The sequence below is a fragment of the Rhizobium sp. NFR03 genome, from assembly GCF_900111275.1.
GTDB lineage: Bacteria > Pseudomonadota > Alphaproteobacteria > Rhizobiales > Rhizobiaceae > Ferranicluibacter.
In genome coordinates this window covers 1-26,754 of the sequence record NZ_FOGR01000017.1, presented here as the reverse complement: position 1 = coordinate 26,754, position 26,754 = coordinate 1, and the positions used below count along the sequence as shown (strand labels likewise).

General features: G+C 59.3%; 26 protein-coding genes and 1 pseudogene. 11 read left to right on the top strand and 16 right to left on the bottom strand.

The window, feature by feature from the left end:
• On the top strand, positions 1-197 hold a 197-nt coding region (locus BSG19_RS26285), incomplete at its 5' end, for a hypothetical protein (RefSeq protein WP_092990677.1).
• Positions 198-263: 66 nt separating this feature from the next.
• Here the strand turns inward: BSG19_RS26285 and corA are convergent.
• Both corA and trkD read right to left on the bottom strand, forming a co-directional pair.
• A complete protein-coding gene (gene corA / locus BSG19_RS24730) occupies positions 264-1,229 on the bottom strand; it encodes a magnesium/cobalt transporter CorA (protein ID WP_092990676.1) in 966 nt (321 codons plus the stop codon).
• 78 nt (positions 1,230-1,307) lie between these two features.
• Positions 1,308-1,586 (bottom strand): annotated as a pseudogene (trkD, locus tag BSG19_RS24725) (potassium transporter Kup); the annotation flags it as partial.
• Between the two features lie 126 nt (positions 1,587-1,712).
• Between trkD and BSG19_RS24720 the strand changes: the two are divergent.
• Positions 1,713-2,195, top strand: coding sequence for a DUF3833 family protein (locus tag BSG19_RS24720; RefSeq protein WP_092990675.1), 483 nt, complete (start codon positions 1,713-1,715; stop codon positions 2,193-2,195).
• A gap of 69 nt (positions 2,196-2,264) precedes the next feature.
• On the opposite strand, the gene BSG19_RS24715 is transcribed toward BSG19_RS24720, so the two are convergent.
• From BSG19_RS24715 to BSG19_RS24675, 9 genes are all read right to left on the bottom strand, one after another.
• Positions 2,265-2,483, bottom strand: coding sequence for a hypothetical protein (locus BSG19_RS24715; protein WP_092990674.1), 219 nt, complete (start codon positions 2,481-2,483; stop codon positions 2,265-2,267).
• 75 nt (positions 2,484-2,558) lie between these two features.
• Positions 2,559-3,053, bottom strand: coding sequence for a YciE/YciF ferroxidase family protein (locus BSG19_RS24710; protein ID WP_092990673.1), 495 nt, complete (start codon positions 3,051-3,053; stop codon positions 2,559-2,561).
• A 50-nt stretch (positions 3,054-3,103) separates the two neighbouring features.
• On the bottom strand, positions 3,104-4,015 hold the full coding sequence (locus tag BSG19_RS24705; protein ID WP_092990672.1) for a PhnA-like protein: 912 nt from the start codon (positions 4,013-4,015) through the stop codon (positions 3,104-3,106).
• A 172-nt stretch (positions 4,016-4,187) separates the two neighbouring features.
• Complete coding sequence (locus BSG19_RS24700; protein ID WP_170866101.1) at positions 4,188-4,748, bottom strand: DUF4142 domain-containing protein; 561 nt, start codon at positions 4,746-4,748, stop codon at positions 4,188-4,190.
• A gap of 19 nt (positions 4,749-4,767) precedes the next feature.
• A complete protein-coding gene (locus BSG19_RS24695; RefSeq protein WP_092990670.1) occupies positions 4,768-5,808 on the bottom strand; it encodes an alpha/beta hydrolase in 1,041 nt (346 codons plus the stop codon).
• 37 nt (positions 5,809-5,845) lie between these two features.
• Complete coding sequence (locus BSG19_RS24690) at positions 5,846-7,639, bottom strand: YbhB/YbcL family Raf kinase inhibitor-like protein (RefSeq protein WP_092990669.1); 1,794 nt, start codon at positions 7,637-7,639, stop codon at positions 5,846-5,848.
• Between the two features lie 190 nt (positions 7,640-7,829).
• Complete coding sequence (locus BSG19_RS24685; RefSeq protein ID WP_092990668.1) at positions 7,830-8,708, bottom strand: YsnF/AvaK domain-containing protein; 879 nt, start codon at positions 8,706-8,708, stop codon at positions 7,830-7,832.
• A complete protein-coding gene (locus tag BSG19_RS24680; RefSeq protein ID WP_092990667.1) occupies positions 8,705-9,100 on the bottom strand; it encodes a YsnF/AvaK domain-containing protein in 396 nt (131 codons plus the stop codon). Before BSG19_RS24680 ends, BSG19_RS24685 begins: the two co-directional genes overlap by 4 nt.
• Before the next feature lie 167 nt (positions 9,101-9,267).
• The gene (locus BSG19_RS24675; protein ID WP_092990666.1) at positions 9,268-10,242 is read right to left on the bottom strand and encodes a L,D-transpeptidase family protein; all 975 of its coding nucleotides are present in this window, start codon (positions 10,240-10,242) and stop codon (positions 9,268-9,270) included.
• Positions 10,243-10,467: 225 nt separating this feature from the next.
• On the opposite strand from BSG19_RS24675, the gene BSG19_RS24670 reads away from it, so the two are divergent.
• On the top strand, positions 10,468-11,484 hold the full coding sequence (locus BSG19_RS24670; protein ID WP_092990665.1) for a blue-light-activated histidine kinase: 1,017 nt from the start codon (positions 10,468-10,470) through the stop codon (positions 11,482-11,484).
• A gap of 251 nt (positions 11,485-11,735) precedes the next feature.
• Positions 11,736-12,449: a Crp/Fnr family transcriptional regulator gene (locus tag BSG19_RS24665; RefSeq protein WP_092990664.1), complete on the top strand. Its 714-nt coding sequence runs from the start codon at positions 11,736-11,738 to the stop codon at positions 12,447-12,449.
• A gap of 365 nt (positions 12,450-12,814) precedes the next feature.
• Here BSG19_RS24665 and BSG19_RS24660 read toward each other — a convergent pair whose 3' ends face one another.
• Positions 12,815-14,305 carry an HWE histidine kinase domain-containing protein gene (locus tag BSG19_RS24660; protein ID WP_170866100.1) on the bottom strand — a complete coding sequence of 497 codons (1,491 nt, stop codon included), beginning with the start codon at positions 14,303-14,305 and terminating at the stop codon, positions 12,815-12,817.
• A 215-nt stretch (positions 14,306-14,520) separates the two neighbouring features.
• Here BSG19_RS24660 and BSG19_RS24655 point away from each other — a divergent pair, with 215 nt between their 5' ends.
• Positions 14,521-14,889 carry a response regulator gene (locus tag BSG19_RS24655; protein ID WP_092990662.1) on the top strand — a complete coding sequence of 123 codons (369 nt, stop codon included), beginning with the start codon at positions 14,521-14,523 and terminating at the stop codon, positions 14,887-14,889.
• Between the two features lie 139 nt (positions 14,890-15,028).
• Positions 15,029-15,766: a Crp/Fnr family transcriptional regulator gene (locus BSG19_RS24650; RefSeq protein WP_244529426.1), complete on the top strand. Its 738-nt coding sequence runs from the start codon at positions 15,029-15,031 to the stop codon at positions 15,764-15,766.
• Here BSG19_RS24650 and BSG19_RS24645 read toward each other — a convergent pair.
• Positions 15,750-15,989 (bottom strand): DUF6894 family protein, encoded by a 240-nt coding sequence (locus BSG19_RS24645; RefSeq protein WP_092990660.1) that lies wholly within the window; start codon positions 15,987-15,989, stop codon positions 15,750-15,752. The genes BSG19_RS24650 and BSG19_RS24645 overlap by 17 nt on opposite strands.
• 170 nt (positions 15,990-16,159) lie before the next feature.
• On the opposite strand from BSG19_RS24645, the gene BSG19_RS24640 reads away from it, so the two are divergent.
• Positions 16,160-16,546, top strand: a complete 387-nt coding sequence (locus tag BSG19_RS24640; RefSeq protein ID WP_092990659.1) for a response regulator — start codon at positions 16,160-16,162, stop codon at positions 16,544-16,546.
• A gap of 7 nt (positions 16,547-16,553) precedes the next feature.
• On the opposite strand, the gene BSG19_RS24635 is transcribed toward BSG19_RS24640, so the two are convergent.
• On the bottom strand, positions 16,554-17,675 hold the full coding sequence (locus tag BSG19_RS24635; protein WP_244529425.1) for a sensor histidine kinase: 1,122 nt from the start codon (positions 17,673-17,675) through the stop codon (positions 16,554-16,556).
• Between the two features lie 304 nt (positions 17,676-17,979).
• Between BSG19_RS24635 and BSG19_RS24630 the strand changes: the two genes are divergently transcribed.
• Positions 17,980-19,041, top strand: coding sequence for an alpha/beta hydrolase (locus BSG19_RS24630; RefSeq protein WP_092990657.1), 1,062 nt, complete (start codon positions 17,980-17,982; stop codon positions 19,039-19,041).
• 11 nt (positions 19,042-19,052) lie between these two features.
• Complete coding sequence (locus BSG19_RS24625; protein WP_092990656.1) at positions 19,053-19,580, top strand: DUF4142 domain-containing protein; 528 nt, start codon at positions 19,053-19,055, stop codon at positions 19,578-19,580.
• Between the two features lie 184 nt (positions 19,581-19,764).
• Here the strand turns inward: BSG19_RS24625 and BSG19_RS24620 are convergent, their stop codons facing one another.
• Positions 19,765-20,244 carry a PI-PLC domain-containing protein gene (locus tag BSG19_RS24620; RefSeq protein ID WP_139274827.1) on the bottom strand — a complete coding sequence of 160 codons (480 nt, stop codon included), beginning with the start codon at positions 20,242-20,244 and terminating at the stop codon, positions 19,765-19,767.
• A gap of 48 nt (positions 20,245-20,292) precedes the next feature.
• Here BSG19_RS24620 and BSG19_RS24615 point away from each other — a divergent pair, with 48 nt between their 5' ends.
• Positions 20,293-23,646 (top strand): PAS domain S-box protein, encoded by a 3,354-nt coding sequence (locus BSG19_RS24615; protein ID WP_170866099.1) that lies wholly within the window; start codon positions 20,293-20,295, stop codon positions 23,644-23,646.
• A gap of 377 nt (positions 23,647-24,023) precedes the next feature.
• Here BSG19_RS24615 and BSG19_RS24605 read toward each other — a convergent pair whose 3' ends face one another.
• Positions 24,024-26,411, bottom strand: coding sequence for a methyl-accepting chemotaxis protein (locus BSG19_RS24605; protein WP_092990653.1), 2,388 nt, complete (start codon positions 26,409-26,411; stop codon positions 24,024-24,026).
• 87 nt (positions 26,412-26,498) lie between these two features.
• On the opposite strand from BSG19_RS24605, the gene BSG19_RS26280 reads away from it, so the two are divergent.
• Positions 26,499-26,754, top strand: a 256-nt coding sequence (locus BSG19_RS26280) for a hypothetical protein (RefSeq protein ID WP_210185418.1), incomplete at its 3' end; no start/stop codon positions are given.

Sequence of the window (26,754 nt, the reverse complement as noted above, 5' to 3'; positions counted from 1 at the left end):
CCGCGTTCGCATCGCTCGTGTCGCTTTCCTCGGACGATCTCAAACTTCTGCGTGAGGTTTGGGAAGATTGGTGTCGGGATCGAAACGTCGATGGCTCCACTGAAGATGCTCAGCTCAAAGCCAGATCGCTGATTGACTGGTTTCAATTCGGTATCAGCGACAAGTGTCAGCTTCGATCGCTGCTGAACCCGCTTTGAAAATCAGGGCATCCGTGTCTGGCTGGAATATCTGCGCCTGGCCTTCGATGTGACCCACCGATAGTGCTAGAGCCAGCCCGCTTTCCTGAAGCGAGCATAGAGAATGCCGCACACGACGAATATGACGGCCAGCACGACGTGGTAACCGTACTCAGTCTTCAGCTCGGGCATGTGCTCGAAGTTCATCCCGTAGATGCCCGCGATCGCCGTCGGCACGGCCAGAATGGCAGCCCACGCGGCAAGCTGTCTCGTGATCGTTCCCTGTCGTTGCTGCTCGAGCAGGTTCGATGCCTCGAACACCGACGTGATGATGTCCCGTAGGCCTCCCACGACGTTTTCGACCCGCCGGACATGGTCGTGGACGTCCCGGAAGAACGGCTTGGCGTTGTCGTCGACACAGGGCAGATCGAGGTGCGTCAGCTTGCCAACGACTTCCGACATCGGTCCTAGCACACGCTGGAATTTAATGACCTGGCGTCTCATCCTGAAGATGCGCCTGATCTGCTCGCGCTCCAGGAAGGATATCAGAACATGCTTCTCCAGTTCCAGAACCCTGTCCTCCATGGTTTCGACCATCGGCAGATAGCCGTCGACGACAAAGTCGATGATCCCGTGGAGGACGTAGTCAGGACCGTGTTCCAGGAGCTGGGGCGAATGCTCCAGCTGTTCCCGAAGGTCCTTGTGCGATCTCGCGGAGCCATGCCTCACCGAGATTAGGTGATGCTTGCCCACAAAGATGCATGTCTCACCGTAGGCGATCTTCTCTCGGTCCAGATGGGCTGTCTTGACCACCACGAAGAGCTGGTCGCCGTAGACGTCGATTTTTGGGACCTGCTTGCCCACAAGCGCGTCTTCCACGGCGAGGGGATGCAGCCCGAACATCTTCTGGAGGCTTTCCATCTCGTCGGACGTCGGCTCCGCAATCCCGATCCAGACGAACTCGCCGTCCTTTGCCTCTAATGTCTGCTTTCCAAGAGGCACTTCCTCGGCCCGGTTGCCGTTTCGGTAAAGGTAAGACGCGACGACTGTCATGGGATAATCTAACCTGTGATGAGGTGGCACTCAATGACCGTAGCAAAACTCGTCTGGCCCGACTAAGGCTGACGCAAATCAGATAATGACCTGCTCGCCGATCTCCACCACCCTGTGTGCAGAAAGCTTGAAGTAGGCCGACGGGTCGATCACCAGCCCTGCCAAGGCGATATAGAGGTCGTCCTGCCACCAGGGCAGTCCCGAGTTCGAGTTTGCGATCAGCGTTCTACGACCGAGATAGAAAGACGTCTGCATGATCTCGAACTTGAACCCCGCCTTCTTCTTGCAGACCGCGAGCGCTTTCGTCACGTTCGGCTCGTCCATGAAGCCGAAGCGGATTTCAAGACGGGCGAACCTTTCGGGGGAAGCTGAAAACGCGGGAAAGACGTCGTCTGCCTTAATCCTGGGGACGACGAGCATCGGCATTCGCGGGGAACAGGATGCGCTAAACGGCGTTGCGTGGCTGTCGATAGGGAGACAGCAATGAGAATCGCGGAATTCGCAGACGGCAAACCCCAGTTCGCGCTCGAGGAGTTCTTTTCAGGACGGCTGAAAGGATGGGGTCTGACCCTCGGACGCATGGGCGGTCTGCAGAACCGCTTCACGATCGAAGCGGAAGGCCGATGGGATGCTACCGCGAACACGCTCGTTCTGAAGGAAACGTACGCATTCGACGACGGGCATCATGACATCCTCGCATGGACCATTATCAAGCGCGACGAAGGGACGTACGAGGGGCGCGAGAGCCTGGTTGACGGTACGGCTAGCGGCCAACAGGCGGGCAACACGTTCCGTTGGCAGTACAGCCGCGAGGTTCCCAACGCCGACGGTACGAAGACGAAGTTCGGCTTCGACGACTGGTTCTTTCTGCACGACGACGGCTTGCACATGTCTGCGCACGCATCGCTGACTAAGCTCGGCATCGAGTTCGCCACCCTCAGCGTCTTCTACGAGCGGGTCACGTAAAGCCGACTCCGTTCCGCACGACGGTATGATCCGCCACGCAGTACCAACGTCGGCAACGGTGCCTTAAACCTAGCGGTCGTTCATCGAGGGCAGGTGGGTCTCCACGTCCGTTCGTTCGTCGTCGTTGAGCGTTTCAACCCGTTCTTTCCAGAACGTTGCGGCTTCCTCGGGCTCATCGTCCCATGTCCTCGTGCTTACAACGTTGTCGTCAAGTTTGGACAGCCGTTTTCCACCAAGCACAAGGTACTCGTTCGCAAGCTTCAAGCTGCGTGTTTCCAAGTCGGCCATAATGAATTCCTTATTGAGAGCCTACAGAAAAAAGGGCCGCTGTGGGCGGCGCTTTTCAATTTCGCGTGCCGATGTTCAGCGTTCAGCGTTCTGGTTGACGACCGAGGTAGCAATGGACGTCAGGGTCAGGTCGGTGGCCTGTTCTTCATCGAGCGTCGTCTGGAGAAGCCCGGCGGCGTCGTTGAGCCCGAGTTCCAGTGCCCAGGTGCGAAGGGTGCCGTAGCGCGACATCTCGTAATGTTCGACGGCCTGCGCGGCTGCAAGCAGTCCAGCGTCAAGAGCAGGAGAACCCTCGTATTCCTCCATGATCTCGGCGCCTTCCTTGGTAATGCCGAGGATGGCGTCGCAGGTCTTGGGTTCCGGAGCCTTGCCGATGATCTTGAATACCTGTTCCAGGCGTTCAACGTGGACCTGCGATTCAGACAGGTGTTTTTCGAAGGCAGCCTTGAGCTGACCGTTCGTCGCCGCCTCGTGCATCTTCGGAAGCGTTTCGACAATCTTGCGCTCGGCGAAGTAGACGTCCTTGAGGGTGTCGTGGAAAAGCTCGTCGAGTGTCTTGGTGGAAGCCATGATAGAAATCTCCATTGGAGTATGACGAACCGGACGATTCCGGCCCGATGTCAGATGGTCCGGCGTGTGGTTTCTGTTTCAACGAAGCTGCTACGCTTCGTCCCTGTCGTGCCGCCGAACCAGGACGCGATTGCTCCAAGAACCAGCGCGGCAAAAGCGAGAATGGCGCCAGTGGATACGGCAGCCGTGGCAGCCTGCGCTGCGTCGATAGCTTGCTGCTTGGCTGCGGCCATGTTCTCGCGGTAGGTTTTTTCATACTGATCGACCTGTGTCTGGGCCTGCTCGACACGGATGTTCTGCGCGCGGGCAACCGCTTCCGCCGCACGAGCCCGGGCGTCTTCCGCAGTCGCCTCATCGCCGGTCATCACCGCCTGCACGGCCGAGACAGCCGCGTCCTGAAGAGCCTGCGGGTCATTTCCGGTCGAACTGCGAACCTGCTGCTCGATGCCTGCCATAGGGTTGGCGGAGTTAGCGATTGACGGTGCTGCAACACCTGCGGCCGTCGCAGCTGTTTGGCCAACACCTCCGATGACGCTCGTCAGGCCACTGAAAGCGCCGCCGATGATTGCGCCAACGGACGTCGTCAGCAGATACAGCACGACGAGAGTTGTCACAGCCCAGGACGTCAGACCATGATAGCCTCCTGTCGAGTTGCTGGGACGACCTGACAGGCGGCTGGCGACGTAACCCCCGATAAAGGCGGAGACGATGCCCGCGACGACGAACCAGATGCCGCCAGCGATTGAGAAAGTGCTGGCTGCCGGATTGTCGGACGTCGCTGGATCAAGCACCGCAGCACCGATACCCACGCCAAGAAGGTTCAGAAGGAATTGAACGGCGAGGGCGATGACAACACCGGCAAAAACCGAACCCCACGAGACCTTATGAAAGCCTGCTGTCACATCAGGATCGACACGGCGTAGAGTGTCATGAGGTAGGGTCGTGGAAATGGGCATCGTCATGGCGGGTTCTCCTGCGATTCACGAATTCGTGAGTGCCAGACAACTCGCTGTAGATGAACATGTTCCCCATGATCCGGCGCATCGAAGATGGTGATTCACGAAGTATGAGAGCCGAGGTCTCAAAGATCGTCCTCGTCATCGAGCCCTGCTTGGCTCGGAGAAGGCAACAAGGTCACTCAGTCTTCTCAATCAGCGACTTTACGTGCGCGAGATGCGTCTCCAAGCTAGGCAGCGTTTCCTTAGCGAACCCAACAAGCTCCTGATCGTCACCTGAACCCGCATAGGTACGGAAGAGAGCAACGGCCTCCATGTGGACCTGCGCCTGCATGTCGAGGTAGACCATGTCGAAGTCCTTGCCCTTCACAGCCTCCAGCTGGTCGATCATTTTCTGATGTTTGGGAGCAAGTTTGTCATCCGGGAGGGCCACGCCTTTTCCTCCAAGGGTCGCCTTGAGCTTCTCGCCAGCCTTGGTGTGATCGGCGATGATCATCTCCGCCGCATCCTTGATGCCTTTGTCCGCAGCATGATCGCGTGCCATCTCACTCGACCGTATCTCGAATGCGTTCGAGCTTGCGACGACGGGTACGAACGTTGCCCGGTCGATGATCATCATCGGTGAGGCATCGCCAGCGGGCTTCGGCTTCAGGTCCTGCGCCTGAAGCAGCGTCGCGTGAAACGGCTGCGCTGCAAGTATGATCGCCAAAGCGGATGTTTTCCAGGTCATCATTGTCATGGTCTTGCTCCTCCCGAGCTTACTTGCCGAACGCTTTGACGAGGTCCGCATTGGCCGCGTCGACGGTTGCCTTCGCCTTGTCCACGACCTTCGCCATGCCGAAGAACTCATGCGTGACGCCATCGACGTTGATCAGGTTGACGGCCACGCCCGCGGCTTCCATCTTGGCGGCAAGTGCCTGCCCCTCGGAGCGTAGCGGATCGATCTGAGCCGTGATGACGGTTGCAGGCGGCAGGCCTGCAAGGTCTGTTCGACCGACAAGGTTGATGCGCGGGTCAGAGGTCTGTTCTTTCGAGGCGAAGACGTGGGAGATGAACCATTCCATGTCTGCCTTTCCAAGAGGAGCGGCGTCTGCGTTCTCGCGGTAGGAGGGCGTGTCGAGATCGTTCCCGGCAATAGGATAGACCAGGAGCTGGTGCACAGGCTGTGTGGACTTCTTTTCCTTGGCCATCAAAGCAACGTTCGCGGCGAGATTGCCGCCTGCACTTTCGCCGGCAACCGCGATGCGTTTGGCGTCGCCGTTCAGCAGGTGGATGTTCTCCACGGTCCACGCAAAGGCAGCCCAGGCGTCGTCGTGCTGTGCCGGGAACTTGCTCTCGGGTGCATGATGGTAATCGACCGAAACGACGATTGCCTTCGAGCCGAGCGCGAGCGCCCGAGGCGTGGCATCGTAAGTGTTGAGGTCTGCCACGACCCAGCCGCCGCCATGGAAATACAGAACGACGGGGAAAGGCCCGTTGCCTTCGGGTGTATAGACACGCGCGGGCAGGGCACCCATGGGGCTGGGGATAGCGATGTCGCGTGTCGCAACCTTCACTTCCGGGTTTGGTGAAACCTTGCGGTCCCGCTGGACGGTTCGGGCGGCATCGGCAGCACTCGCCTGCGTGCGGGCTTCCGGTACACCGATCGGGTGAAACGGTTTTGCCTGGAGGCTCTTCAGCGTGTCGAGAACGGTCTGCATCTGCGGATCGGGCTTGGCCTCTTGCGCGAAGGCGGCGGGCGTTGCGAGGAGAACGAAAACCAAGCCTGCATTGCGAAGTGTTGAGATATTGATGGTCATGATCGATCCTTTGCTCGGGATTGCACGTCGCTGAGCTTCACTGTTTCGGCGGCTTGACGTCTTGTGCATAGCGACCAACGAGCTGGCCTTTTGCGATGACGTGTCCGGAAGAGGCATTCAGAAGCGCATCCCTATCGGCTGTCGGCGGAAGATCGATCATCGTATCCAAGGCAAGAACCTGGATGTGATAACGATGGGCGGGATCGCCGACCTGAGGCTTCGGGCCGTAGTAGCCATGCGTCCCGGACGTATTGCGGCCCTGCAGAACGCCTTCCGGTTCTACCAGTCGGAGCTGTTCCTGCAGGCCCTCGGGCAAGCTGTTCACGGATGCCGGGAGGTTCCACGCAATCCAGTGGACGAAAGGCGTCACGGGTTTGGCGTCCGGGTCTTCCATGACGATCGCGTAGGATACGGCGCCTTTCACGGCGTTCCAGGTCAGCTGAGGCGAGACACCGTCTGCATACTCGGTATGCTTCTGCGGGATCATGCCGTCATTCTTGAACCCGGTTGACGAAACCTTGACGGTCCCCGAGGACTTGGTTTCCGGGCGGTCCATGGCAAGGGGAACATTCAGTCCTTTGGCCGCCTGCGCCTCCATGAGGTCGGCGGGTGCGGCTGGGGAGGCTTCCGCTGTCTGAGAACTGCCGATGTAAGCGATACGGTAGAGGACACCGTTGACATCGTCTGCCATCAAGAGCGACCCGTCTTTGGCGACAGCCAGTCCGACGGGGCGTGCAAAATGCGATTTGCCGCCGTCGGTGAGGAAGCCTGTCAGGAATGGTTCGATCGTTTTCGGCCGACCGTTCTCGAAATGGATGCGGACGATCTCGTAGCCGGAGGCCGGATTGCGGTTCCAGGAGCCGCGCATGGTTGCAAACGCGTCGCCGCCATACTCTGCGGGAAAGGATGTGCCCGTGTAGAACTTCATCTGCATCGGTGCGGCATGCGCGGTATAGCCGAGAACCATCGGCGTGCTCTGGTCGCGCCACTGCTGCTTCGTCACGCCGCCGACAGGCGTCGATTGCGGATAGATGTCGCCCTTGGCAAACACATGCGGCCAGCCATACTGTTTGCCCTGCTCGAGCCTGTTCAGTTCTTCAGCCTGAACCTCGTCGCCCATGAGGTCGATCCCGTGATCGAGCCCCCAGAACTCGCCGGTCGTGGGGTTCCAGTCAAAGCCAATCGTGTTGCGCAGGCCAGAGGCAAATATCGTCCGGCTCTTTCCGTCCGGAGTTGCCCGCAGCATCGTCGCGTTCTCGGGATTGCTTTCGTTGCACGCGTTGCACGTCGAGCCGACGCTGATGTAGAGCATGCCATCGGGGCCGAATGCCATGACACGGTTCGGGTGCTGGCCTGAGTCGGGTAAGTCGGCGATAACCATTTCCAGTGGTCCGAGGGTGCCATCCTCCTTGATATCGGCGACGAAGACCTCTTTGACGGTGACGAGGTAGAGCTTGTCGTCCTTGATCGCGAGACCGTGGGCCTGAGCCCTTGCGGCGACTTGGACAGGCGCACCGTCGGCCTTGCCGTCGCCGTTCTCGTCCTTCAGGAGAAGGACATCGCCTTCCTCGCGACGGCTGACATAGATGAAACCCTGATCTGACACGGCGACGATGCGGGCATTGCCGAGACCCTGTGCAAAGGGCATGGCCTTGAAGCCTTCAGGAAGCTTCAGTTGCTCGATACGTTCGCTGGTCGGCAAGACCTTGTTGGGCTTGAAGACGTTCGTCGTGATCTGCACCTCGGTACCGTCGCCCTGCTGAGCGTTGGCAGGGCCGAGATGGGTCAAAATTGCAAGAAGTGAAACAGCGCCGAGAAGTCCAGGTTTCATCAAAAATCGCCTCCGTGATAACACTTCGATCAAGTTGGATTAGATCGGTTCCGGAGGACCGGGAACTTCCCGAATTTGTGGGAAGACGACGCCTCACGGGCTGGAACCAGCCCTAGTTGCGGGCGTCCCAAGCTCTGATAAGGAATTGGCCGCGACTGCGTACGGCCAATTCACCGATGTCAGCTGGTTGTTATGTCCGACGGAACGTCGAACCTTCGTCCTTGCGGACAGTGCCGGTGCGGTCGTCGTCCACCTCGACTTCCGTCTTGCGCACGGAGTCGGATACCGTCTCTTCACGCTGCTCGGCCGTCTTGCGCAAGGTGACCTCCTCGACCACACGGGCCTCCTTGGAAATGACCGCTTCCTCACGATGTTCCTCAGCCTCGATCGTGCGATCGACGAAGGCGTTCTCAGTGCCGTCCAACGGACGGTTTACCGCACGGCGCGTGACCTCCACGTTTTCATCGCGAAGCGAGACGTTCTCGGATACGGGTCTTTCGGTTACGTATGAACGGACCCGGACCCGGCCATTGTTCACGTCGCGCTTGCCGACCCGCAGTTCTTCTTCAACAACGGGAATGACGTCCTCGCCATCGGCGTTCAATGTCTGCGCGCGAGCGGAACCGGCAGACCGATCGTATGTCGACGACGCGAAGACTTCGTTGTTTTCGGAACGCGACCAGCCTTCCGACTCCCAGGCCTTCGCTCTTTCGTCCAGATCGACGCTTCCCTCGTCATCCAGGATATCGAGAGCCTTGTCGTGCATGTCGAAGGGGTAGCCGGAAACGGTCACGAGATAACCACCGCGGCGAATGCCTTCGGCGTAGACGTTTCGGTCGTCGTCGGGCATGAACATGTCGGCGAGGCTTGCCCAGAAGCCCTTGTGCTCGTGACTGTCCGAGCTCGCGCCTTCCGTGCTGTCGGCAATGACGCGGATGGATTCGCGCGATATGCCTACTTCAACCAGTCGCGATACGGCGCGATCCGCTTCGGAACGGTCATCGAAGAAGGCGGTGATCGTGTTGGACGTAGACGAGGTCGTCGTGGTGTTATGATCTGTATAGGTCATGGATATTCCTCCTTGGGTTGGTCTTGCAGTCTTTCGATGGTAGCGGTCTGCTTGCGCAGTTTGACGGGCACGCTGACATCTTCCTGCGTTGCGATGCTCCGGATGTGGACTTCCTCCACGAGCATGAGCCGCTTCTCGACAACGACGATTTCTTCAAGAACGGGTATGATCGTTACATCGCCCTCGACCCTTATCTGGGGAAGATCGGCCACCTGGCGATCAATGCGTTGCCTGGTAATCTCGACCCGCGTTCCTGCAAGCGTCGTGCGCGCAACGTCATCAACAATGGAACTTTCCGTCGTTACCCGGACGCGGCCGGTCACCACCGTTTCCTTGTCGATGCTGATGTTTTCCTCAACGAGTTGGATCTTGTGGTCGTTTTCAACCGACATGTCTCACCGCCTTTGCGCGTGACCAACTAGACCCGAGACACATCGTTCCGTCTCATTTCCATGAAGTTGATGTATCGATATTGAGAGCGCTCAGCCCTCTGCCGAACCTGCGCTGTCGTATGCGTCTCGCGCGCTCCGAACGCCGAAGGTCACAGGCAGCGGCTGACTTAGTCGGTGATGTCTACGATAACGCCGGGCTTCACCATCGCTGCCAGTTCCTCGGCGTCCCAGTTGGCGAGGCGGATACAGCCGTGTGAGCCCACTTTGTCGATGACCGAAGGCTCCGGTGTTCCGTGGATACCGTAGGTCGGTTCGCTCAGGTCGATCCAGACCGTACCCACAGGGTTGTTCGGTCCGCCCGGAAGCTCCAGCAACTTCTTGTTTTGGCCCTGCTGGAAATTTACGTCGGGGTTGTAGGTGTATTTCGGCATGCGGGCGACACCGTTGACCTTGTGCTCGCCCGAAGGTGTCGGGTTGTCCTTGCTTCCGATCGTGGCGGGGTAGGCGGCAACGATCGCTCCATCTTCACTATAGGCAAAAACCGTTCCGTCGCCCCGGTGTGCTTCGATACGTTTGACTTTTCCTTCCCGAGGAGTCCCTGGAGATACAACGGTAATTTCGTCTCCGGCGTTGAACTGCGTGTCTGGGTTCAGTGCCTTCAGGAGGTCCACATCCATGTGGAAGCGTTCGGAAAGCTTCTCGGCAACGGAGGTGTAGCCGAGACTGTCCATCTTCGCCTGATCCGCGAAGTCATTGGGAATCTCTCTCACGATGTCTTTCGTATCGTCATCGGAAATCGTGTAGGAAGCTGCGGCAGGGGCGCTTTGATCCAGCTTGGCAATGACTTCGGCATCCAGTTTTCCATCGACGGAAAGCCCATGCATTGCCTCGAATGCTCGAACGGCTTTCGTCAGATTGGCTCCGTAAAAGCCGTCGATCACGCCTGGCGACGCGCCGGCCCGATCCAGCAACACCTGAAGTCGAACGAGAGCGGGATCAGGCGCCGTTGACGGTTCTTCGGGTCTGTCCGAAAGCCCGTCGAGTGAAGCGTTGTTGACGTCGTTAGGGCGAAGGGACTGCGCCACAGCAGCCGTTGTCATGCCGAGCGAAATGAGAAGGGCGAACGTGATGTTATTTTTCATGATCGCTGAATCCCGGTCGAGCCACGTTGTTCCCGAGATATGGCACCTCGAAGCACGCTCTCGCGCGTCGTACATTCCCGACGAGGTCCGGTGTGGTAATGTCATCGTTCGATAGCGCCACCATCATCCTCCAGCTAAGGCGGACGATCGACAACACCATTCGCGACGTCGCAACTTTCCTGTCTGAACTAAGTTACCCGCGCACGTAACAGAGGGGGAGCAACTGTGTCTGAGCCGACTACCGTCCACGGGGACGAGCCGTCTGCGGCTTCGCCAACCGGCATAATCGATCATAAGGAACTGTCAGCGACCGCATTCCAGCGAACCCGCATGCCGATGGTGGTCTCCGATGCGCGGCAGCCTGACTATCCCATCGTGTTGGCCAACGAGGCATTTCTGAACCTGACCGGCTACACGGGGGAGGAGGTTCTGGGCAGGAATTGCCGCTTCCTTCAGGGGAAGGGAACCCTTCCGGCCGCGGTTGCCGAAATCCGGTGTGCCGTGGCCGAGAACAAGGAGTGCACCGTCGAGATCCTGAACTACAAGAAGGACGGCACGCCGTTTTGGAACCAGCTCCACATCAGTCCGATCTTCGACGACGACGGTAATCTCGCATATCACTTTGCCTCCCAGATCGACATGACGCGCTTCCGCAATATCCAGAGCCTCGAGGAGTCGGAACACAGACTGCTCATGGAGGTTGATCACAGAGCCAAGAACGTTCTGGCCGTCGTCGAAAGCGTCGTCCGCCTAACTCGATCCGACGACGCTGCGCGTTACTCAGCCTCGGTCCAGAACCGTGTGCAGGCACTTTCCCGTGCTCATGTTCTCCTGGCTGGCAACGGCTGGCAGGACATCGAACTGCGCGATGCCATTCGCGTCCAGCTTGAGCCCATCGGCAGCCGTCGCATGCGGCTCAATGGGCCGCGCATCATGGTGCCTGCGACGATCGTACAGCCGCTCGGTCTTGTGTTCCACGAACTGGCCGTCAACGCAGCCGTCCATGGGTCGCTTTCATCGCCTCAGGGGCAGCTCGAAATCACTTGGAAAGACAGGCCCGACGGTGGGATAGCACTGGTCTGGCATGAACGTGGCGGAACCGGACAGGCGGGAACGGCACGCGGTTTCGGATCTATTATTCTCGATGCCATGGTCGAGAAGCAGCTCGGCGGAAATGTTGTCCGGGAATGGACAAGCGACGGAATGATCCTGTCCCTGACGTTGCCTCTGACCTTTTCATAGTCGATTGAAGGCGGGAAGAGGCTTTGTTGTCACAGCCGTCATCCTAAAACGGACATCAGCTCTCCCGGAAGATCACTACCGTAAGGCTTGCTCAGCACAGTCGGCATTGGCGTAGCCAAGTCTACCGATTGTCAGAACCGCACAGACGGACTATACCTCATGACAGCGTTTGCCGGCTTGCGGCACAACGTCGGCGTTGCGGGCTACTTGACCGTATGAGCGCGGGCTCCTCCCCGTAAGAGGAGTTACGCATGTCATCGCCGTCCCAATCATCCGTGACGAACAGGCTCCTGAAGCGGATGTCCGAAGAAGCCTTTGGCCGCATCCGGTCCAAGCTGGAACTACGCGACCTTCCTATCAAGCACAAGATCGTCGAGCCAGGTGTCCGCACTGAAGGACTATGCTTCATCGAGAACGGCCTCGCGTCGATCGTGTCCAGCAATGACGATGGTGAGGCTATCGAGGTCGGACACATCGGGTTTGAAGGTGTCACGGGTACGAATCTTCTTCTTTCCGTATCGGAGACTCCTACCAGTACATTCATGCAGGTGGCCGGCAGAGGTTACATGTTGTCAGCGGACGATCTCGAGAATCTGGTCGAGGAAGACCGGTCCACGCAGAAGCTCCTTCTCACGTTTGTGCACGCAATGCAGATACAGGTGTCGCAGACGAGCTTGGCAAACGGCCGCTACAGAATGCACGAGCGCCTCGCGCGCTGGCTCCTCATGTGCCATGACCGCGTTGGAGACGACGAGCTCCCGCTGACCCACGAGTTTATGGCGCTCATGCTCGGTGTCAGACGCTCGGGCGTTACAGATGAGCTTCATGTGCTCGAAGGACTTCACGCGATCAAAGCAACGCGCGGGAGAGTGCACATCCAGGACAGGCAGGGGCTGGAGAAGATCGCAGGCCTGATCTACGGCCTTCCCGAGCGTGAATACGAGCGCCTTCTGGGAGGGAACTGAAGGCATCGGTTCCCACAGATGCGTTTCTACGAAGGCGCACCCATTCGCGCACCGACCTGCCATGAGGCTCGGTATGATCCGTGTCATCGACCACCCGTCGCACACCCACGCGGGCTGACAGAAGAGCAGGCCAGGCCGGCTATCTTCGGAAACTCGCGCGGCAGGTCACGGCGCTTCCGGCTTAGCGCTGTAGACTGCAGAGCCATAATGATTTTGTAGGCAAAGTTAACCTCTTCCAGCCCGGAGCGACGAACGAGTAGCTCAGGCTGACGGCAAAGATCGAGCGGGCTCCGAGCTTCAAGGTGATGCCGCGCAAGCCAAGTCGCGTCTTTGAAATGACCGCACGACGGCCCACTTCCGATTTCTCAGCTTGAATGTGGAAGGCGCCCGCGCAGACTGAACCGAACGCCGTCGGGATGGAAATCATGATCAACCGTGCCCGCGAAATACGGTGCGACCATGCGCGTGATCAGCCTGGAGCCAAACCCAAGAGCCGCTGGCGCGACCACGGGCGGCCCACCGCTCTCTATCCAGTCGAGCTGGAACGTGCCGTCCTCGTCGACCGACCATCTGACATCAATCGTTCCTTCTTCTCCGGACAGCGCTCCATACTTTGTCGCGTTCGTCGCAAGCTCGTGGAGCGCAAGCGACAACCCGAGCGATTGGTGGGCGTCGAGGGACCGACTTGGTCCATCGAGACGAAACCGTCCATTGCCCCCGTCATGTGGCGCGAGCGCACCCTCGACGATGTGCGCGATGTCGGCGAGCGAGTCCTGTGCGGATGTCAGGATGTCTTGGGCTTTTGCAAGAGCCGCGACACGTTTCGAGATCGTCGTACGGGCATCCTCCAGGTTGGCGGAGGTGCGCAGCGACTGGGAGACGATCCCCTGCACGACGGCGAGCGTGTTCTTGATGCGATGTGCGGCCTCCGCCATCATCTGCCCGCGCCGCTCGTTCTCTTCCTTCTGCTCGGTGATGTCTTTCGTCACCACGCCGTAGCCGACAAGCTCGTCGTCATCGCGAATGGGGAACATCGTGTAGAGCGCGGGGACGTTCTCACCGCCCCCAAAATGCCGCAGCCGGATTTCCCGCTCGCAGGCTTCGCCCGCGCGCACGACGGGCGCGATCTGTTCACGGAACAGAGTTCGATCTTCGTCGGCGATGTACTCGATGACCTCGGACGGCAGGGGCGCCTTCGCATCAAGGCCGACCATGGCACGTGCCGCGTCGTTGAGGAACACAACACGCCCGTGCTCGTCGGCAATGCCGATGAAGTCGGATGCCTGCCGTACGATGCGTTCGAAGTTGGCGCGGAGCCTTTCCGCCATGCGAGCACGCGCCAGCAGTCGCCGCTGTGTGGCAACCGTCCTGCGAAGTTCGAGCTGCATCATCGCCTGACGGGCGAGGAACCGGAGCATGTTGAGCTGTTTCTCGGAGAACTCACGCGTGACGTAGTCGAGAACGCATACAGTTCCCAGCGGCAGTCCCTCTTCGGTTTTGATCAGCGCGCCTGCGTAGGATCGCAGGCCGGGGGCGCCGACGACAAGAGGGTTGCAGTCGAAACGTACATCCTTCGTCGCGTCCGGCACGACCATGACGTCATCGAGGAGAAGCGCATGCGAGCAGAAGGCCGTATCCAGCGGTGTCGAGCGCACACCAAGGCCGACCTCCGCCTTGAAGAACTGCCTGTTCGTATCGATCAGGTTGACGATGCCAATCGGGGTGCCACAAATCTCAGACGCGATACTGGCGAGGTCGTCGAAGTCGCGCTCGCGCGGCGTGTCGAGAATGCCGAATGCATGGAGAGCCGAAGAACGGGCGGCTTCATTCCAGGGCAGGGCATCGGCTTGGGTCACGACGAGGAAAACTCCGTAAGAACATCGCGACGGTTGAGGCGACACCTTCATATAGGCTTGTAACGGCCGGACGCGGCAGTTTTCAACCAGGAGTGCGCGGAAAAGTACGTGGCTGGAGACTGTCGGTCTGCGGCGCGAGGTACAGGATCGTACCCTCAAAGACAGGCGGAACGAACACATATACAACGAGCGCGTCTCAGGAGGGTGAAATACCCATGAACAACCGGACCGTTCTGCTTCTCGAAGAGGAAGCCATCACCGCTCTCGACGTCGAACACACCCTTGCGGACGCGGCCGTCGGAGAGGTCGTGGCATTAGCGCGCCGTGCAAGAGCGTTGTCATGGCTTTCCGCTCATACGCCCGACCTTGCGATCATCGACGTGAGCCTGTGGGACGGTGCCTGCGACGACGTCGCCGAATTGCTGGCAGACCGCCAGGTACCTTTTGTCGTCCACAGTGCGTGGAACTGCGAGTTCGGCACCCGCAACCCTGTTTTCCGAAACAGCCTTTGGGTCGGCAAGCCCTCCCGTCCCGTTCATCTGCTCACCGCCGTCAGAGAGTGCATGGACAGAATACCAGCTTGAGAACTTTCCCAGGTTCTAAATGTCAGAACCGCGCCATTAGCTTGTGTGCAAGGCTAAGTACCCGTTATTGTGGTGTATAATGGCATGTCTCCGATCATCAGAGCATGAGTACGGGCTCCATCCCGATGGAGATCTCATCGTGTCGGCGCTTGCTCAATCCGAAGTTTCTAATCGTCTTTTGAGAGCGCTTTCGCCGCAGGTGTTCGAGCGGCTGCGGCCTCACTTGCAAACCGTCGATCTACCTGTGCGCCATGTTCTGGTCGAGGTCGATACCCCGTCAACCCATGTCTGGTTCATCGAGCACGGCCTGGCTTCCACCGTCGCGCACAACGACGACACGCAGAATATCGAGGTCGGCCATGTCGGACCTGAGGGCATGGTCGGCATCCATGTCCTTATGAAGACGGAGACCTCGCCGAACAGGACGTTCATGCAGGTGGGCGGAGCCGGCATCTCGGTTCCGGTCGAGCACTTCGACCACGTCATCGAGCATGAAGCGTCAGGCCGTCATCTGCTCCTGCGTTACGTCCACACGCAGCAGCTCCAGCTTTCCCATACCGCGCTTGCCAACGGACGTTACAAGATGCACGAGCGGCTCGCCCGCTGGCTGCTGATGTGTCACGACCGGATCGACGGCGATCATCTGCCGCTGACACACGACTTCCTGTCCATCATGCTCGGGGTCAGACGTTCCGGCGTGACAAACGAACTCCATGTCCTGGAGGGCATCCACGCAATCAGGGCAACGCGAGGCGACGTCCACATCCTGGACCGGGCGAAACTGCTGGAGATCGCAGGCGCCTCCTACGGGCGGCCAGAACGGGAGTACCATCGACTGATATCCTCGCAGTCTGACACTCTCAATCACACGGCGTAAGCGCGTCCTTGAACGGAAGCGCGAGAAGGGTGTTGCCCGCCTCGTCGCAGATTGCCATGGATCGGCTGGAGACATCCCTGCCGAGCAGCGCCGGGTCGCTGATCAGCATACGGATGTCTTCGATTGCCTCGGCACGCGCGGTTGGAAGGTCGGCGAGCTCGCTTCCTTCCTCGTCCCGAATGACGCAGGCGCTCGTTATGACATGGAAGAAGAACCTTTGCATGCCACGCCAACTATGCTGAGCCGGAAGGGTTTCCGTCCGATTGAGACCATGCCTGTTCTTCTCGCATGGCTCTCTCCTGAAGTCGATCATAAGACGGCGGAGGTCTCTTCATTCCGGTTGATTTTGAGATGACGCAAGCCATATAGGTGGCTGAACTTCAGCGGAACGTCATGGCTCAGAAACTGGAAACCACAGCGACCATTCTCGTGGTCGAGGACGAAATCCTGATCAGGATGGACGCCGTAGACTACTTCTCCGATGAAGGATTCATCGTCCTCGAAGCCGGGTCGGCCGACGAAGCCCTGCACCTTCTCGAAAACCGCGGGGATATCGATTTCGTCTTCAGCTACATCAACATGCCGGGCAGCCTCGACGGGCTTGCGTTGTGTCGACGCGTCGCCGAGCGCTGGCCTCAGATCGGCGTGATCGTCACGTCGGGGATGATGCGGCCGAACAAGACGTCTCTACCCGAGCGCACGCTTTTTTTCGAGAAGCCGTACGAGTACAAGCGGCTTCTCGAAAGTCTCCGTCGGCTCGGGACGTCGAAATCGGCTTAGACCATTTCTACCGCGGTCGTCCGAGGTTCGTAGTTACCTCGGCAGGCACAGGATCGAACTCGAGTTCGTAGACTGTTCCGGGCTCGCCACTTCTCCACGTGGCCCGGCCGCCAAGCTGAACGCTCAAAGAACGGATGAGCTTCAGGCCAAGTCCGCCGCTCGTCGCAGCGTCGAAATCAACAGGCAAACCCTTGCCGAAGTCTCTGACCGACAGCCGCAGCGCCGAACTTTCGTCGCTTGACAGTTCCACTGCGACCCGTCCTCCGTCCTCGCCATAGGCATACTTGATCGCGTTGGTCACCAGTTCATTGACGAGCAGGCCGAGAGTGACGGCCTGTTCCGTTGAAACCTCCAGGCTGATCGACTGGCAGTCCACGATGCTTCCGGATGCGGATGCTTCCAATTGGTCCGTGAGACCGCTCAGAAACTCCTTGAGATCGACGGAACGGCTCTGGTTGTTTCTCCAGAGACGGTCATGCACGGCCGCGATGGTGCCCACCCGTCGTCCCGCCGCGCGCAGTGCATTGGACACCTCTACATTCGCAGATGTCCTTGCCTGCATCGATAGCAGGCCCGCCACGATCGACAGCGAGTTCTTCACCCGGTGGCTGACCTCCTGCGTCAGCACCTCCTGGAAAGCCACGGCCGCCTTTAACGCAGTCTCGCTGACACGCAGTTCCTGCTCGCGGCGGTCGCGCTGGATCGCCACGCCGAGCAAGCCGGCCAGTCCTTCCAGGAAGGCAACGTCGTGTTCGTCGAAGCGACCCTCGCTGGGCGTGTCGACTTCCAGGACGCCGTATCGCGTCTCCTCCGTCTGGATGATGACGTTGATCGCTCTGGTGACACCGTGCTCGACCAGCAGCGACGGCGTCCGGAACCTCTGCTCGTTTGCGAGATGATTAGAAATCACAGCTTTCGCGGAATGAAACGCGTATCCGGCCGGACTTTCGAGATCGTCGCCGACGGTCGCGTTGCCGACCACGCCTGCATGCCACCCAACCCCTGCGACAACCACGAACCCGGCACCGCCTCCGCGATGTTCTAAGACCTTCGAAAGGCGGACGTTCAAGCCCAGCGCGGCTACCCGCGTCGCCTCCTGCAGGAGCGTGTCGGACGTGCGGGCAGCCAATGCGAAGTATCCGAAGTCCGCCAGTAAGCGCTGCTGTCTGAGACGATAGGCGAGTTCTTCATCAGGGACTGTCTCAGTCGGACGAGGCGATGGCTCCTCGTGAAGGTCAGGTGTTTCCAATGAAAGTCTCTCGGCGGTGGTTGGCTGGTCCGGAAGGGCTATCAAAAGTAGGGCCCCATATACGGACCTAGCTCAGCTCTGGTTTCGCTGAAAGTCACCGACGGAAGTTTATTTTTGATTGCGCGACCTCTGCGGAACCGACCTGCGGAAATCACATTTGAACCGCGACGCAAGGAGACCCAATATGACACGTCAATCCAATACGCACCTCAACCGAAAGCTCTCACTGCTTGTCGCCGTGACGATCCCGTTCATGATCAGCGGCAACGCATTCGCGCAGGAGATGGCCAAGCCAACGGCCGACATGCAGGCCGTGCTCGATAAACTAGGGGCGCTTGAGGCCAAGCCGTTTTCGACGCTGACTGTCCCGGAAGCGCGAACACAGGCAACCCCTGCGGATGCCGCCCGAGCCGTTCAGTGGGACAAGCGCCTGTCGTCCAATCCCGATGCGCAGGTCACCACCAAGGACATCGCTATTCCTTCGGCCGAGGGCGGACTGGCTGCGCGTGTCTACATCCCCGGCGGCAAGGGTCCGTTCCCCGTCGTCGTCTACTATCATGGCGGTGGATGGGTCGTGGCCGACATCAACGTGTACGATGGCGCGCCGCGCGCAATGGCACTCGGTGCGAACGCGATCGTCGTTTCCGTGGAGTACCGTCACGCGCCCGAACACAAGTTCCCCGCCGCGCACGACGACGCCTGGACCGCGTACAAGTGGGTTGTGGAGAACATCCACGAGCTGAACGGCGACTCTGACAAGATCGCCGTCGCCGGAGAGAGCGCGGGCGGAAACCTCGCCGCCAACGTCGCCCTGATGGCGAAAGAGATGAAGACGAAGCAGCCCCTTCATCAGTTGCTGGTCTATCCAGTCGCCGGAAGTGACATGAACACGCCGTCCTACAGGGAGAACGCCAACGCCAAGCCGCTCGGCAAAGCCGACATGGAATGGTTCGTGAAGAACACCTTGACGTCGATGGACGAGGCGAAGGACCCGCGGATCAACCTCAACGGCCGTTCGGATTTGGCGGGAGTGGCACCCGCCACGGTTATCCTCGCCCAGATCGATCCCCTTCGCTCCGACGGTGAGACCTATGCGGCCAAGCTGAAAGACGCGGGCGTTGCGGTCAATCTCAAGACGTTCGAGGGCGTGACGCATGAGTTCTTCGGCATGGGCAAGGTCGTTCCTGAAGCCAAACAGGCTCTCGACCTCGCCGTCGCCGACCTGACATCCGCATTCAAGAAGTAAGGATCACGTCTATGAACAAGCTGCTATCTGCCTCTCTTCTTTCGGTATCCTTGCTGATGTCGTCGGCGACCTTTGCCGCGATGCCAGCCAGCGCCGACGAGGCCGCCGCTCCGATGAGCATCGACAAGGCGTCTTTCGTCAAAGTCGTCACGAGTTCCAACGCGTTCGAAATCGAGTCCAGCAAGTTGGCCGAGCAGAAGGCGAAGGACGCGGACGTCAAGACGTTCGCCGCCCAGATGATCAAGGACCACACCAAGGCGGGCGAGGAGCTGAAAAAGGCCGCCGCCCTCGGTGATGAGGCGCCGAAGCTTTCACCGAAACACGCCGCCATGCTCGAAACGCTCAAAGGCGCTTCCGAGCAGGACTTCCAGCCGCTCTACATCGAGATGCAGACCGTGGCGCATATGGAAGCCGTGACGCTGTTTGCGACGTATGCCAAGGGCGGCGACGACGAAGCCGTCAGGACGTTCGCCACTGAAACCCTTCCCAAGCTAGAGATGCACAAGGCGCATGTCATGAAGCTGGTGGCCAGTCACTAAAGAAACCTACGAAGAGGAGCCAAGCGTTTTAGGAGGCTCCTCTTCGCTATTCTCTCAGCATTCCTCGGCCCAAACCAAGGAGGAGCTTAGAGTTCGACGAGATCAGCGTTTTCTGATGGCTGCGGAAACACCGAGGGCTTGCGCCTCCAGCCAACTCCGCCAAGGGCAGGCCCCGTTCGCGCCTCTAGGTTTCAGGGACGTCGCAGACATACCTGGAAGGGTTCGGGGCCAAACGCGCCACCTGTTCTCCCTCATCCGAAACATGCAAGTCCACGTCGAACCAGCCGTTCCTGTTGATGATATCGAGGAGCGAGATCGCGAGCCTAGCTGCACAGACCGGGTTCGTTCGCAGATCGATCGTCGTCCCGTCCGCATCGGCAAGCCTCACGACCATTTCGCCGTCCTCGAGAGGCTGGAAGCACAGCGCGCTCACGATGTCATGAACAGCCTCTTCCTCGAGTGCTTCTACCGAAGGACGATAATCGACAAAGGCTCGGTGCGCGATGTTTTTGGCGCTTCGGGTGAAAGGCATCTTATGATCTTCCTCGTCTGGTCCAATGGTCCCCGTAGCTGACAGCGGAGGACAGCGAACAGGTAGCAACTTCTTGTGATCAGACGGGTCGCCGATGTTCAGCATTCGCTGGCGCATAGTCTTGCCTGCCATGCGGGTGCACGTTATCAGCCATCGTCTGACCTGGTAGCGGAGAAACGCATGACGAGCGACAACGGGGCAATCTTCCGGGTCGAGAGCCTGCTCGACAGCATGAAGGACTCGCCTGTCGGTCCGCAGGAGCAATGGCCGCAGCCGCTCCATACCACCTTTGGGACACTGCTTGCGTCCCCCCATCAGATCGTCTTTTTCTGGGGTCCGCAGTACCTCGCGTTCTACAACGAGGCCTATGCCCCGACGATCGGTCAGAAACACCCCGGAGCCTTCGGTCAGCCTGCCGAGGTCTACTGGAGCGAACTCTGGGATGATCTCAAGCCGCTTCTCGACCAGGTCCGCGAGACGGGGTGTCCGGTCTTCATCAAGGACAGACCGTTTGAGATCGACCGGCACGGACACCTGGAAACGGTGACGTTCGATATCGCTTACTCGGCGGTGCCCGGCGATGACGGAACTGTTGCTGGCGTGCTGTGTATTGTCAACGAGACGACGGAGCGTACTGCCTCCGAGCAGCGACTGCGCGAGAGCGAGGCCCGCTTCCGCAACATGGCGGACCACGCGCCGGTCATCATGTGGGTCGTAGACCACACCGGTTACTGTACCTACCTGAACACGCGCTGGTATGAGTTCACGGGACAGAGCCTTGAAGAGGCAGAGGGCTACGGGTGGCTCGATGCGACGCATCCCGACGACAAGGAGAACGCGGGCAACGTCTTCATGGAAGCGCTTGCCCGACAGGAAGCGTTCCGTCTTGAGTATCGGCTGAGACGTCACGACGGCGTCTATCGCTGGGCGATCGATGCGGCGGAGCCGCGGTTCTCTCCCGACGGTCGCTTCCTCGGTTACATCGGCTCCGTCATCGATATCGACGAGCGCCACGAGATGGAGCGCAGGCTTTGGGAAAGCGAAAGCGGACTGAGGACGCTGACGAACGCCATCGATCAGATGGTTTGGTCGACGAGGCCCGACGGATTCCACGACTTCTACAATGACCGCTGGTACGCGTTCACGGGTGTCACGCCCGGCTCGACCGACGGCGAAGGATGGGATGTCATCGTTCACCCGGACGATCTCGCAAGAACGCAGGCGACATGGCAGCATTCGCTTGGCACGGGGGAACCCTACGAGATCGAGTATCGTCTCAGGCACCACTCCGGCAGGTACCGCTGGGTGATCGGCCGTGCCAATCCACTTGTAAGCGATAGCGGGCAAGTTCTTCGCTGGTATGGGACCTGCACGGATGTACACGAACTCAAAACCGCTGAACTCCAGCGAAGTGCGATCGCCGACTTCGACAAGAAAGTCGCTTCTGTCTCCGATCCCGCAGACATTGTCGCATCCGCGTTGCTGACCGTTTCCAGCATCCTGACCCCGAGCCGCGTCGGGTACGGTATGATTGATCGGGAGCGGGAGACAGTCTTCATCGAGCAGGACTGGACAGCACCGGGCACACAGAGCCTTGCCGGGCTCAACCGCTTCCGAGACTACGGGCTCTTTATCGAGGATTTAAAGCGCGGGCATACGGTTGTTGTCAGCGACGCATGGGAGGATGCGCGCACGAAGGACAAGGCGGCGGTGCTTGAGGCCATAGGCGCCCGCGCGAGCATCAACATCCCCGTGACGGAACAGAACGGGCTGGTTGCCGTGTTCTTCGTCAACAAGGCAACCGTCACCGATTGGTCGGCAGACGATGTATCGTTCCTGGCGGACATGGCCGGCCGTCTCCACAATGCCGTCGAGCGGCGACGGGCCGAGACGGGTTTGCGGCAGTTGACCGAGAGCCTTGAACAGCAGGTGCATGATCGCACGGAAGAGCTGCGGAAATCCGAGGAGCGGCTGCGCCAGAGCCAGAAGCTCGAAACGATCGGCAAGCTCACCGGGGGAGTTGCTCATGACTTCAACAACCTGCTGCAGGTTGTGGCAGGCAACCTCCAACTCCTTCAGAAGGACGTCACCGGGAATGATCGTGCCGAACGCCGCGTGACCAACGCGATGGCAGGAGTTGCGCGGGGCGCAAAGCTGGCCAGCCAGCTCCTCGCCTTTGGCCGCCGGCAGGCACTTGACCCGAAGGTCATTAACGTCGGTCGTTTCCTGCGCGACATGGACGACATGCTCCGGCGCTCCATCGGCGAAGCTATCGAACTGGAAACGATCATCGGTGGCGGGCTGTGGAACTGCCTCGCCGATCCGGCTCAGGTAGAAAACGCCGTTCTCAACCTCGCCATCAACGCGCGCGATGCGATGGACGGCGACGGGAAGCTGACGATCGAGGTTGGCAACGCGTTCCTGGACGACGAGTACGTGGCGAAACACGACGACGTCGAGCCGGGGCAGTATGTCCTGATTTCGGTGTCCGACACGGGGTCCGGGATTCCGACGGAGTTCATCGACCAGGTCTTCGAGCCGTTTTTCTCAACGAAGGCTGAAGGCAAGGGAACCGGTCTCGGTCTCTCGATGGTCTTCGGGTTCGTCAAGCAGTCGGGCGGCCACGTCAAAATCTACAGCGAGGTCGGTCACGGGACGACGGTCAAGATGTATCTGCCGCGGGCGACCGCGTCGGAAGACCGCGAGACGATTGTACAAACGGGTCCCGTCGTCGGCGGAAACGAAACCATCCTCGTGGCCGAGGACGACGACGAGGTGCGCAACACTGTCGTGGAGACCTTGACGGAGCTTGGCTACAAGGTCCTGAAGGCACCTAATGCGGAAGCCGCACTCGTTATCGTGGAAGCGGGTCTTCAGATCGATCTTCTCTTCACCGATGTCGTGATGCCGGGGAGCATGAAGAGCCCAGTCCTTGCCAAAAAGGCGAGGGAACGTCAGCCGGGGATCGCCGTCCTTTACACCTCCGGGTACACGGAGAACTCGATCGTCCACGGCGGGCGGCTCGACCCCGGTGTGGAGCTGCTCTCGAAACCCTACACTCGGGAAGCGCTCGCACGGAAGATCAGAGCGGTCCTCGCCGATCGCCCCCAGCGTTCGTCGACATCACCGATGCCGCCCTCTGGCGAACCGATCTCCAGAGTGGTCTCTCCGCTGCGTATTCTTCTTGTGGAAGACGACGAACTGATCAGGATGAACACTGCGGAGCTTCTTCGCGAACAGGGTCATGTGGTGGTCGAGGCAGGGTCGGCAGAAGGTGCCGAGCGCGCGGCGGACGCGCAGTTCTTTGACGTTTTGGTTGCGGATATCGGATTGCCGGATCGGGGCGGCGATGTGCTTGCAACCTCGCTGGTGGCGAAGCTCCCGCATCTCAAAGTCATCTTTGCAAGCGGAGAAAGCGATGGCGCGATAGATGTACCTGCAGGTGCCTTGTCGGTCGTGAAGCCATATAGCCTTGATCAACTCGCAGCGGCGCTTGCTCTCGTGACCACACCGTCGGGGACGGCGGATGGATGACGACTTCACGGTTCAGCGTGATCAGGGCGAACGGGCTCCGACCGCGATCGAAGGGGCCGTTGTTATTCTCCCCAATAAGGCGGCTCCGCGCCTAAAGCGATCGTTCGATCCCATCACGAACGTCCGGCCCGGTATCTAGACCATTCCCTCGCTGGCAGCGGGCGCTTGACGCCCGTTCCGCGCGGCGGCGTTCGCGTCGCGGTCGTCGCCTCCGACCTGGACCGTCGGCTGCGCAAACTCGATGCCTTTGGTTCGGAAGGCCACGCGTATCATCGCATAAGCGCCATCAGGTTTGGGCGTGATACGCGACGGAAAGTTTGGGTGCAGCGTTCTTGCAGGCTGCCGACTTACAGACGTCGCGATTGGCACTTCATCGCTTAGAACTCTTCCCAATTTTCCTGCGCGAGTGCCGTACTGCCGGACACTTGCGGTAGGGACCTGGCCGGCGGGGCACTAGAACGGACTGAGAGAGCTCTAGCAGCCGGGGGGTGTGCTTGTGTCTTTGCGGGTGCCCCTATGCTTGTAGCCGTCGTGCGCAGCATCTCGCCCATTTGTTGCAGCTGCCTTGAGGACTGCGTCTGCCGAGCAATCTTGAAGCGCGAGACGAGCGTGCTCAGGGAGACGGCTTCGTCGTTCAAAGTCATACTAGCGGCCGTCGTCTCCTCGACCATCGCAGCGTTTTGCTGTGTCACCTGGTCCATCTGGTTGACGGCCGTATTGATTTCCTTAAGGCCGACGGCCTGTTCGGAAGCCGAGCCGGAAATCTCCCGGATGATACCGTTGATCTGAACCACCTGACCTGCGATCTTCTGCAGAGCGCCGCCAGCCCGACCGACGAGATCTACGCCGTCGCGAACCTGGCCAGCCGAGGTGTTGATCAGGGTCTTGATCTCTTTAGCAGCGGTCGCTGAACGTTGAGCTAGTTCGCGAACTTCTTGCGCAACGACCGCGAAGCCTTTGCCGGCTTCACCCGCGCGTGCTGCTTCCACTCCTGCATTGAGCGCAAGAAGGTTGGTCTGGAAGGCGATTTCGTCGATAACGCCGATGATCCGGCTGACTTCGCCCGAGGACTGCTCAATGCCTTTCATCGCAGCGATAGCCTTCTGAACGACCTCTCCTGACTGCACGGCATCGTTGCTTGCCGTCTCGACAGACTGCGCTGCGATCTTGGCATTGTCGGCACTGGCATTGACCTGTGAGGTTAATTGGTCAAGCGCCGCGGCGGTTTCTTCGAGGCTTGCGGCCTGTTGCTCCGTACGGTGAGACAGATCGTTTGCAGCGTTGCTAATTTCGCTGGTACCGGTTCCGATGTTGATAACCGACGTATTGACCGTCTGGATTGTCTCTTCGAGACTGTCCATCGCTGAGTTAAAGTCGCTTTTGAGCTGCGCGTAGTCACCGGGGAATTCGTCGGTGATGCGGAAACTCAGATCGCCAGAAGAGAGATGCGAAAGCCCTTTGCCGAGCCGGGCAACGATGTCGCGCTGCAAAGCACTGTTCTGCAGGCGTTCGGTTTCAGACTGGCTGCGCTCGCGTTCGGATTGCTCGCGCTCACTGCGAGCTTTGATCTCGAGCTGTTTCCCATCAGCAAGCTGGTGGCGGAAGCCTTCCAGCGCCTTGGCAACGGATCCCGTTTCGTCCTTGCGTTCCTGTCCAGACACTGGTGTCGCATAGGAGCCAGAGCTCAAGCTTTCGACGTCCTTGACAAGAGCAGCGAGCGGTTTCTGCACGAAGGCGCGAACAGCGAAGTAAAGGCCGAGCAATACGGCACCGAGCACGATCAGGCCGCCGATAATCATCATGTAGGTCTGGTCGAGCACGGGCGCCTGGATGGCCGAGCGCGGCACATCGACGAGAACGATCCAGCTGGTGTTCACATCCGGAAGCGCGAAGGGGTAGACGACGCGATCGAACGACCCCATTTCTTCGAAAGAAAGGTTTTCGATATGGCCTATCTTCCCAGACGCAAGCGCTTCCTTGACGATATCGCTGCCTTCGCCGACATATTCCTTCATCAGCAGATCCGGCGCTGGAGCCACGAGCCATTTTCCCGCCTGAGACAGAAGCGTCACGCGGCCCGAGCCGAAGGGGTGAAGCTGCGAGAGCTTTTCAGACAATGTGTTGAGCGAAATATCAACGCCGCTGACACCGATCAGCTTGCCGTTAGAGATCACCGGATAGGCGATCGAAGCCATGGAGGTCGCTGAGCCGGTTGTCGATTCCGCGTATGGCTGCGTCATTGCACCCTTACCACTCTTGGCGGCGAGCGAATACCACTCGGCGGGATAGTCTGAATCAAAGGCCGAGAAGCTGATGCCGCCATTGGTCTTGCTCTTCGTCCAGTAGGGATTAAATGTTCCGTCCTTAGCCGAGCCGGATCCGGTCTGACCCTTCATCTCCGGTGATTTGCCGTCGAAGGCATTAGGCTCTTCGCCAAACCAGCTGCCGAAGGCAAAGGCGTTCTTTTCGACATTCGATTTCAGGATGTCCATGACACCCTTGCGGTCAAGCCGTGTGTTTTCATGAGCAAGTCCAATGACACCGGCCATCGAACGCGCGGCGCCTGCGAGCTCCCCGACACTACCAGCAATGTCCGAAGCGATTGCCTTCGCCTGTGAATCCGCATCCGCATAAACCAGTTTTGCAACACGATCCTGCGTTTGCGAAATCAGCACGAAATTGGATGCTAGAAGAACAATAGCGATCGTGCTGCCTGTGACGACGATAAGTTTGGTCGCAAGCGATTTGGCCTGGAACTTGAACATGGGGTTACCCGCATTGGTGTTGCCTCCGCAACGACGGCCGCGGAGTGGTACTGTCTAAGGTGGGAATGCCCCGTCATGGAGCGGCAGATGTCAAACGACACTGGAAGGGCAGTTCGTCATGCAGATGCTATCTCTGTCATGAGTAACTGCCTATTTATTAAAATTCAGCCAAAACAACCCGACGCAGTCTTCAGTTCTGCCATCAATGCTCTGGGTATGATCGCACAGATTGTTCTCAACAGGACTGTAGCGATCGGAATCATTGGCGCTCGATATCGAGATCGGCGGTCTCAGCGCCAAGCACATGTTACTCAAGGATGGTATCGGCTGGGCGAAATTCCAG

Excerpts from the sequence above, each read along its gene's own strand:
- corA (WP_092990676.1), bottom strand. The coding sequence starts at position 1,229 with ATGACAGTCGTCGCGTCTTACCTTTACCGAAACGGCAACCGGGCCGAG.
- BSG19_RS24720 (WP_092990675.1), top strand. The coding sequence starts at position 1,713 with ATGAGAATCGCGGAATTCGCAGACGGCAAACCCCAGTTCGCGCTCGAG.
- BSG19_RS24715 (WP_092990674.1), bottom strand. The coding sequence starts at position 2,483 with ATGGCCGACTTGGAAACACGCAGCTTGAAGCTTGCGAACGAGTACCTT.
- BSG19_RS24710 (WP_092990673.1), bottom strand. The coding sequence starts at position 3,053 with ATGGCTTCCACCAAGACACTCGACGAGCTTTTCCACGACACCCTCAAG.
- BSG19_RS24705 (WP_092990672.1), bottom strand. The coding sequence starts at position 4,015 with ATGACGATGCCCATTTCCACGACCCTACCTCATGACACTCTACGCCGT.
- BSG19_RS24700 (WP_170866101.1), bottom strand. The coding sequence starts at position 4,748 with ATGACAATGATGACCTGGAAAACATCCGCTTTGGCGATCATACTTGCA.
- BSG19_RS24695 (WP_092990670.1), bottom strand. The coding sequence starts at position 5,808 with ATGACCATCAATATCTCAACACTTCGCAATGCAGGCTTGGTTTTCGTT.
- BSG19_RS24690 (WP_092990669.1), bottom strand. The coding sequence starts at position 7,639 with ATGAAACCTGGACTTCTCGGCGCTGTTTCACTTCTTGCAATTTTGACC.
- BSG19_RS24685 (WP_092990668.1), bottom strand. The coding sequence starts at position 8,708 with ATGACCTATACAGATCATAACACCACGACGACCTCGTCTACGTCCAAC.
- BSG19_RS24680 (WP_092990667.1), bottom strand. The coding sequence starts at position 9,100 with ATGTCGGTTGAAAACGACCACAAGATCCAACTCGTTGAGGAAAACATC.
- BSG19_RS24675 (WP_092990666.1), bottom strand. The coding sequence starts at position 10,242 with ATGAAAAATAACATCACGTTCGCCCTTCTCATTTCGCTCGGCATGACA.
- BSG19_RS24665 (WP_092990664.1), top strand. The coding sequence starts at position 11,736 with ATGTCATCGCCGTCCCAATCATCCGTGACGAACAGGCTCCTGAAGCGG.
- BSG19_RS24655 (WP_092990662.1), top strand. The coding sequence starts at position 14,521 with ATGAACAACCGGACCGTTCTGCTTCTCGAAGAGGAAGCCATCACCGCT.
- BSG19_RS24645 (WP_092990660.1), bottom strand. The coding sequence starts at position 15,989 with ATGCAAAGGTTCTTCTTCCATGTCATAACGAGCGCCTGCGTCATTCGG.
- BSG19_RS24640 (WP_092990659.1), top strand. The coding sequence starts at position 16,160 with ATGGCTCAGAAACTGGAAACCACAGCGACCATTCTCGTGGTCGAGGAC.
- BSG19_RS24630 (WP_092990657.1), top strand. The coding sequence starts at position 17,980 with ATGACACGTCAATCCAATACGCACCTCAACCGAAAGCTCTCACTGCTT.
- BSG19_RS24625 (WP_092990656.1), top strand. The coding sequence starts at position 19,053 with ATGAACAAGCTGCTATCTGCCTCTCTTCTTTCGGTATCCTTGCTGATG.
- BSG19_RS24620 (WP_139274827.1), bottom strand. The coding sequence starts at position 20,244 with ATGGCAGGCAAGACTATGCGCCAGCGAATGCTGAACATCGGCGACCCG.
- BSG19_RS24615 (WP_170866099.1), top strand. The coding sequence starts at position 20,293 with ATGACGAGCGACAACGGGGCAATCTTCCGGGTCGAGAGCCTGCTCGAC.
- BSG19_RS24605 (WP_092990653.1), bottom strand. The coding sequence starts at position 26,411 with ATGTTCAAGTTCCAGGCCAAATCGCTTGCGACCAAACTTATCGTCGTC.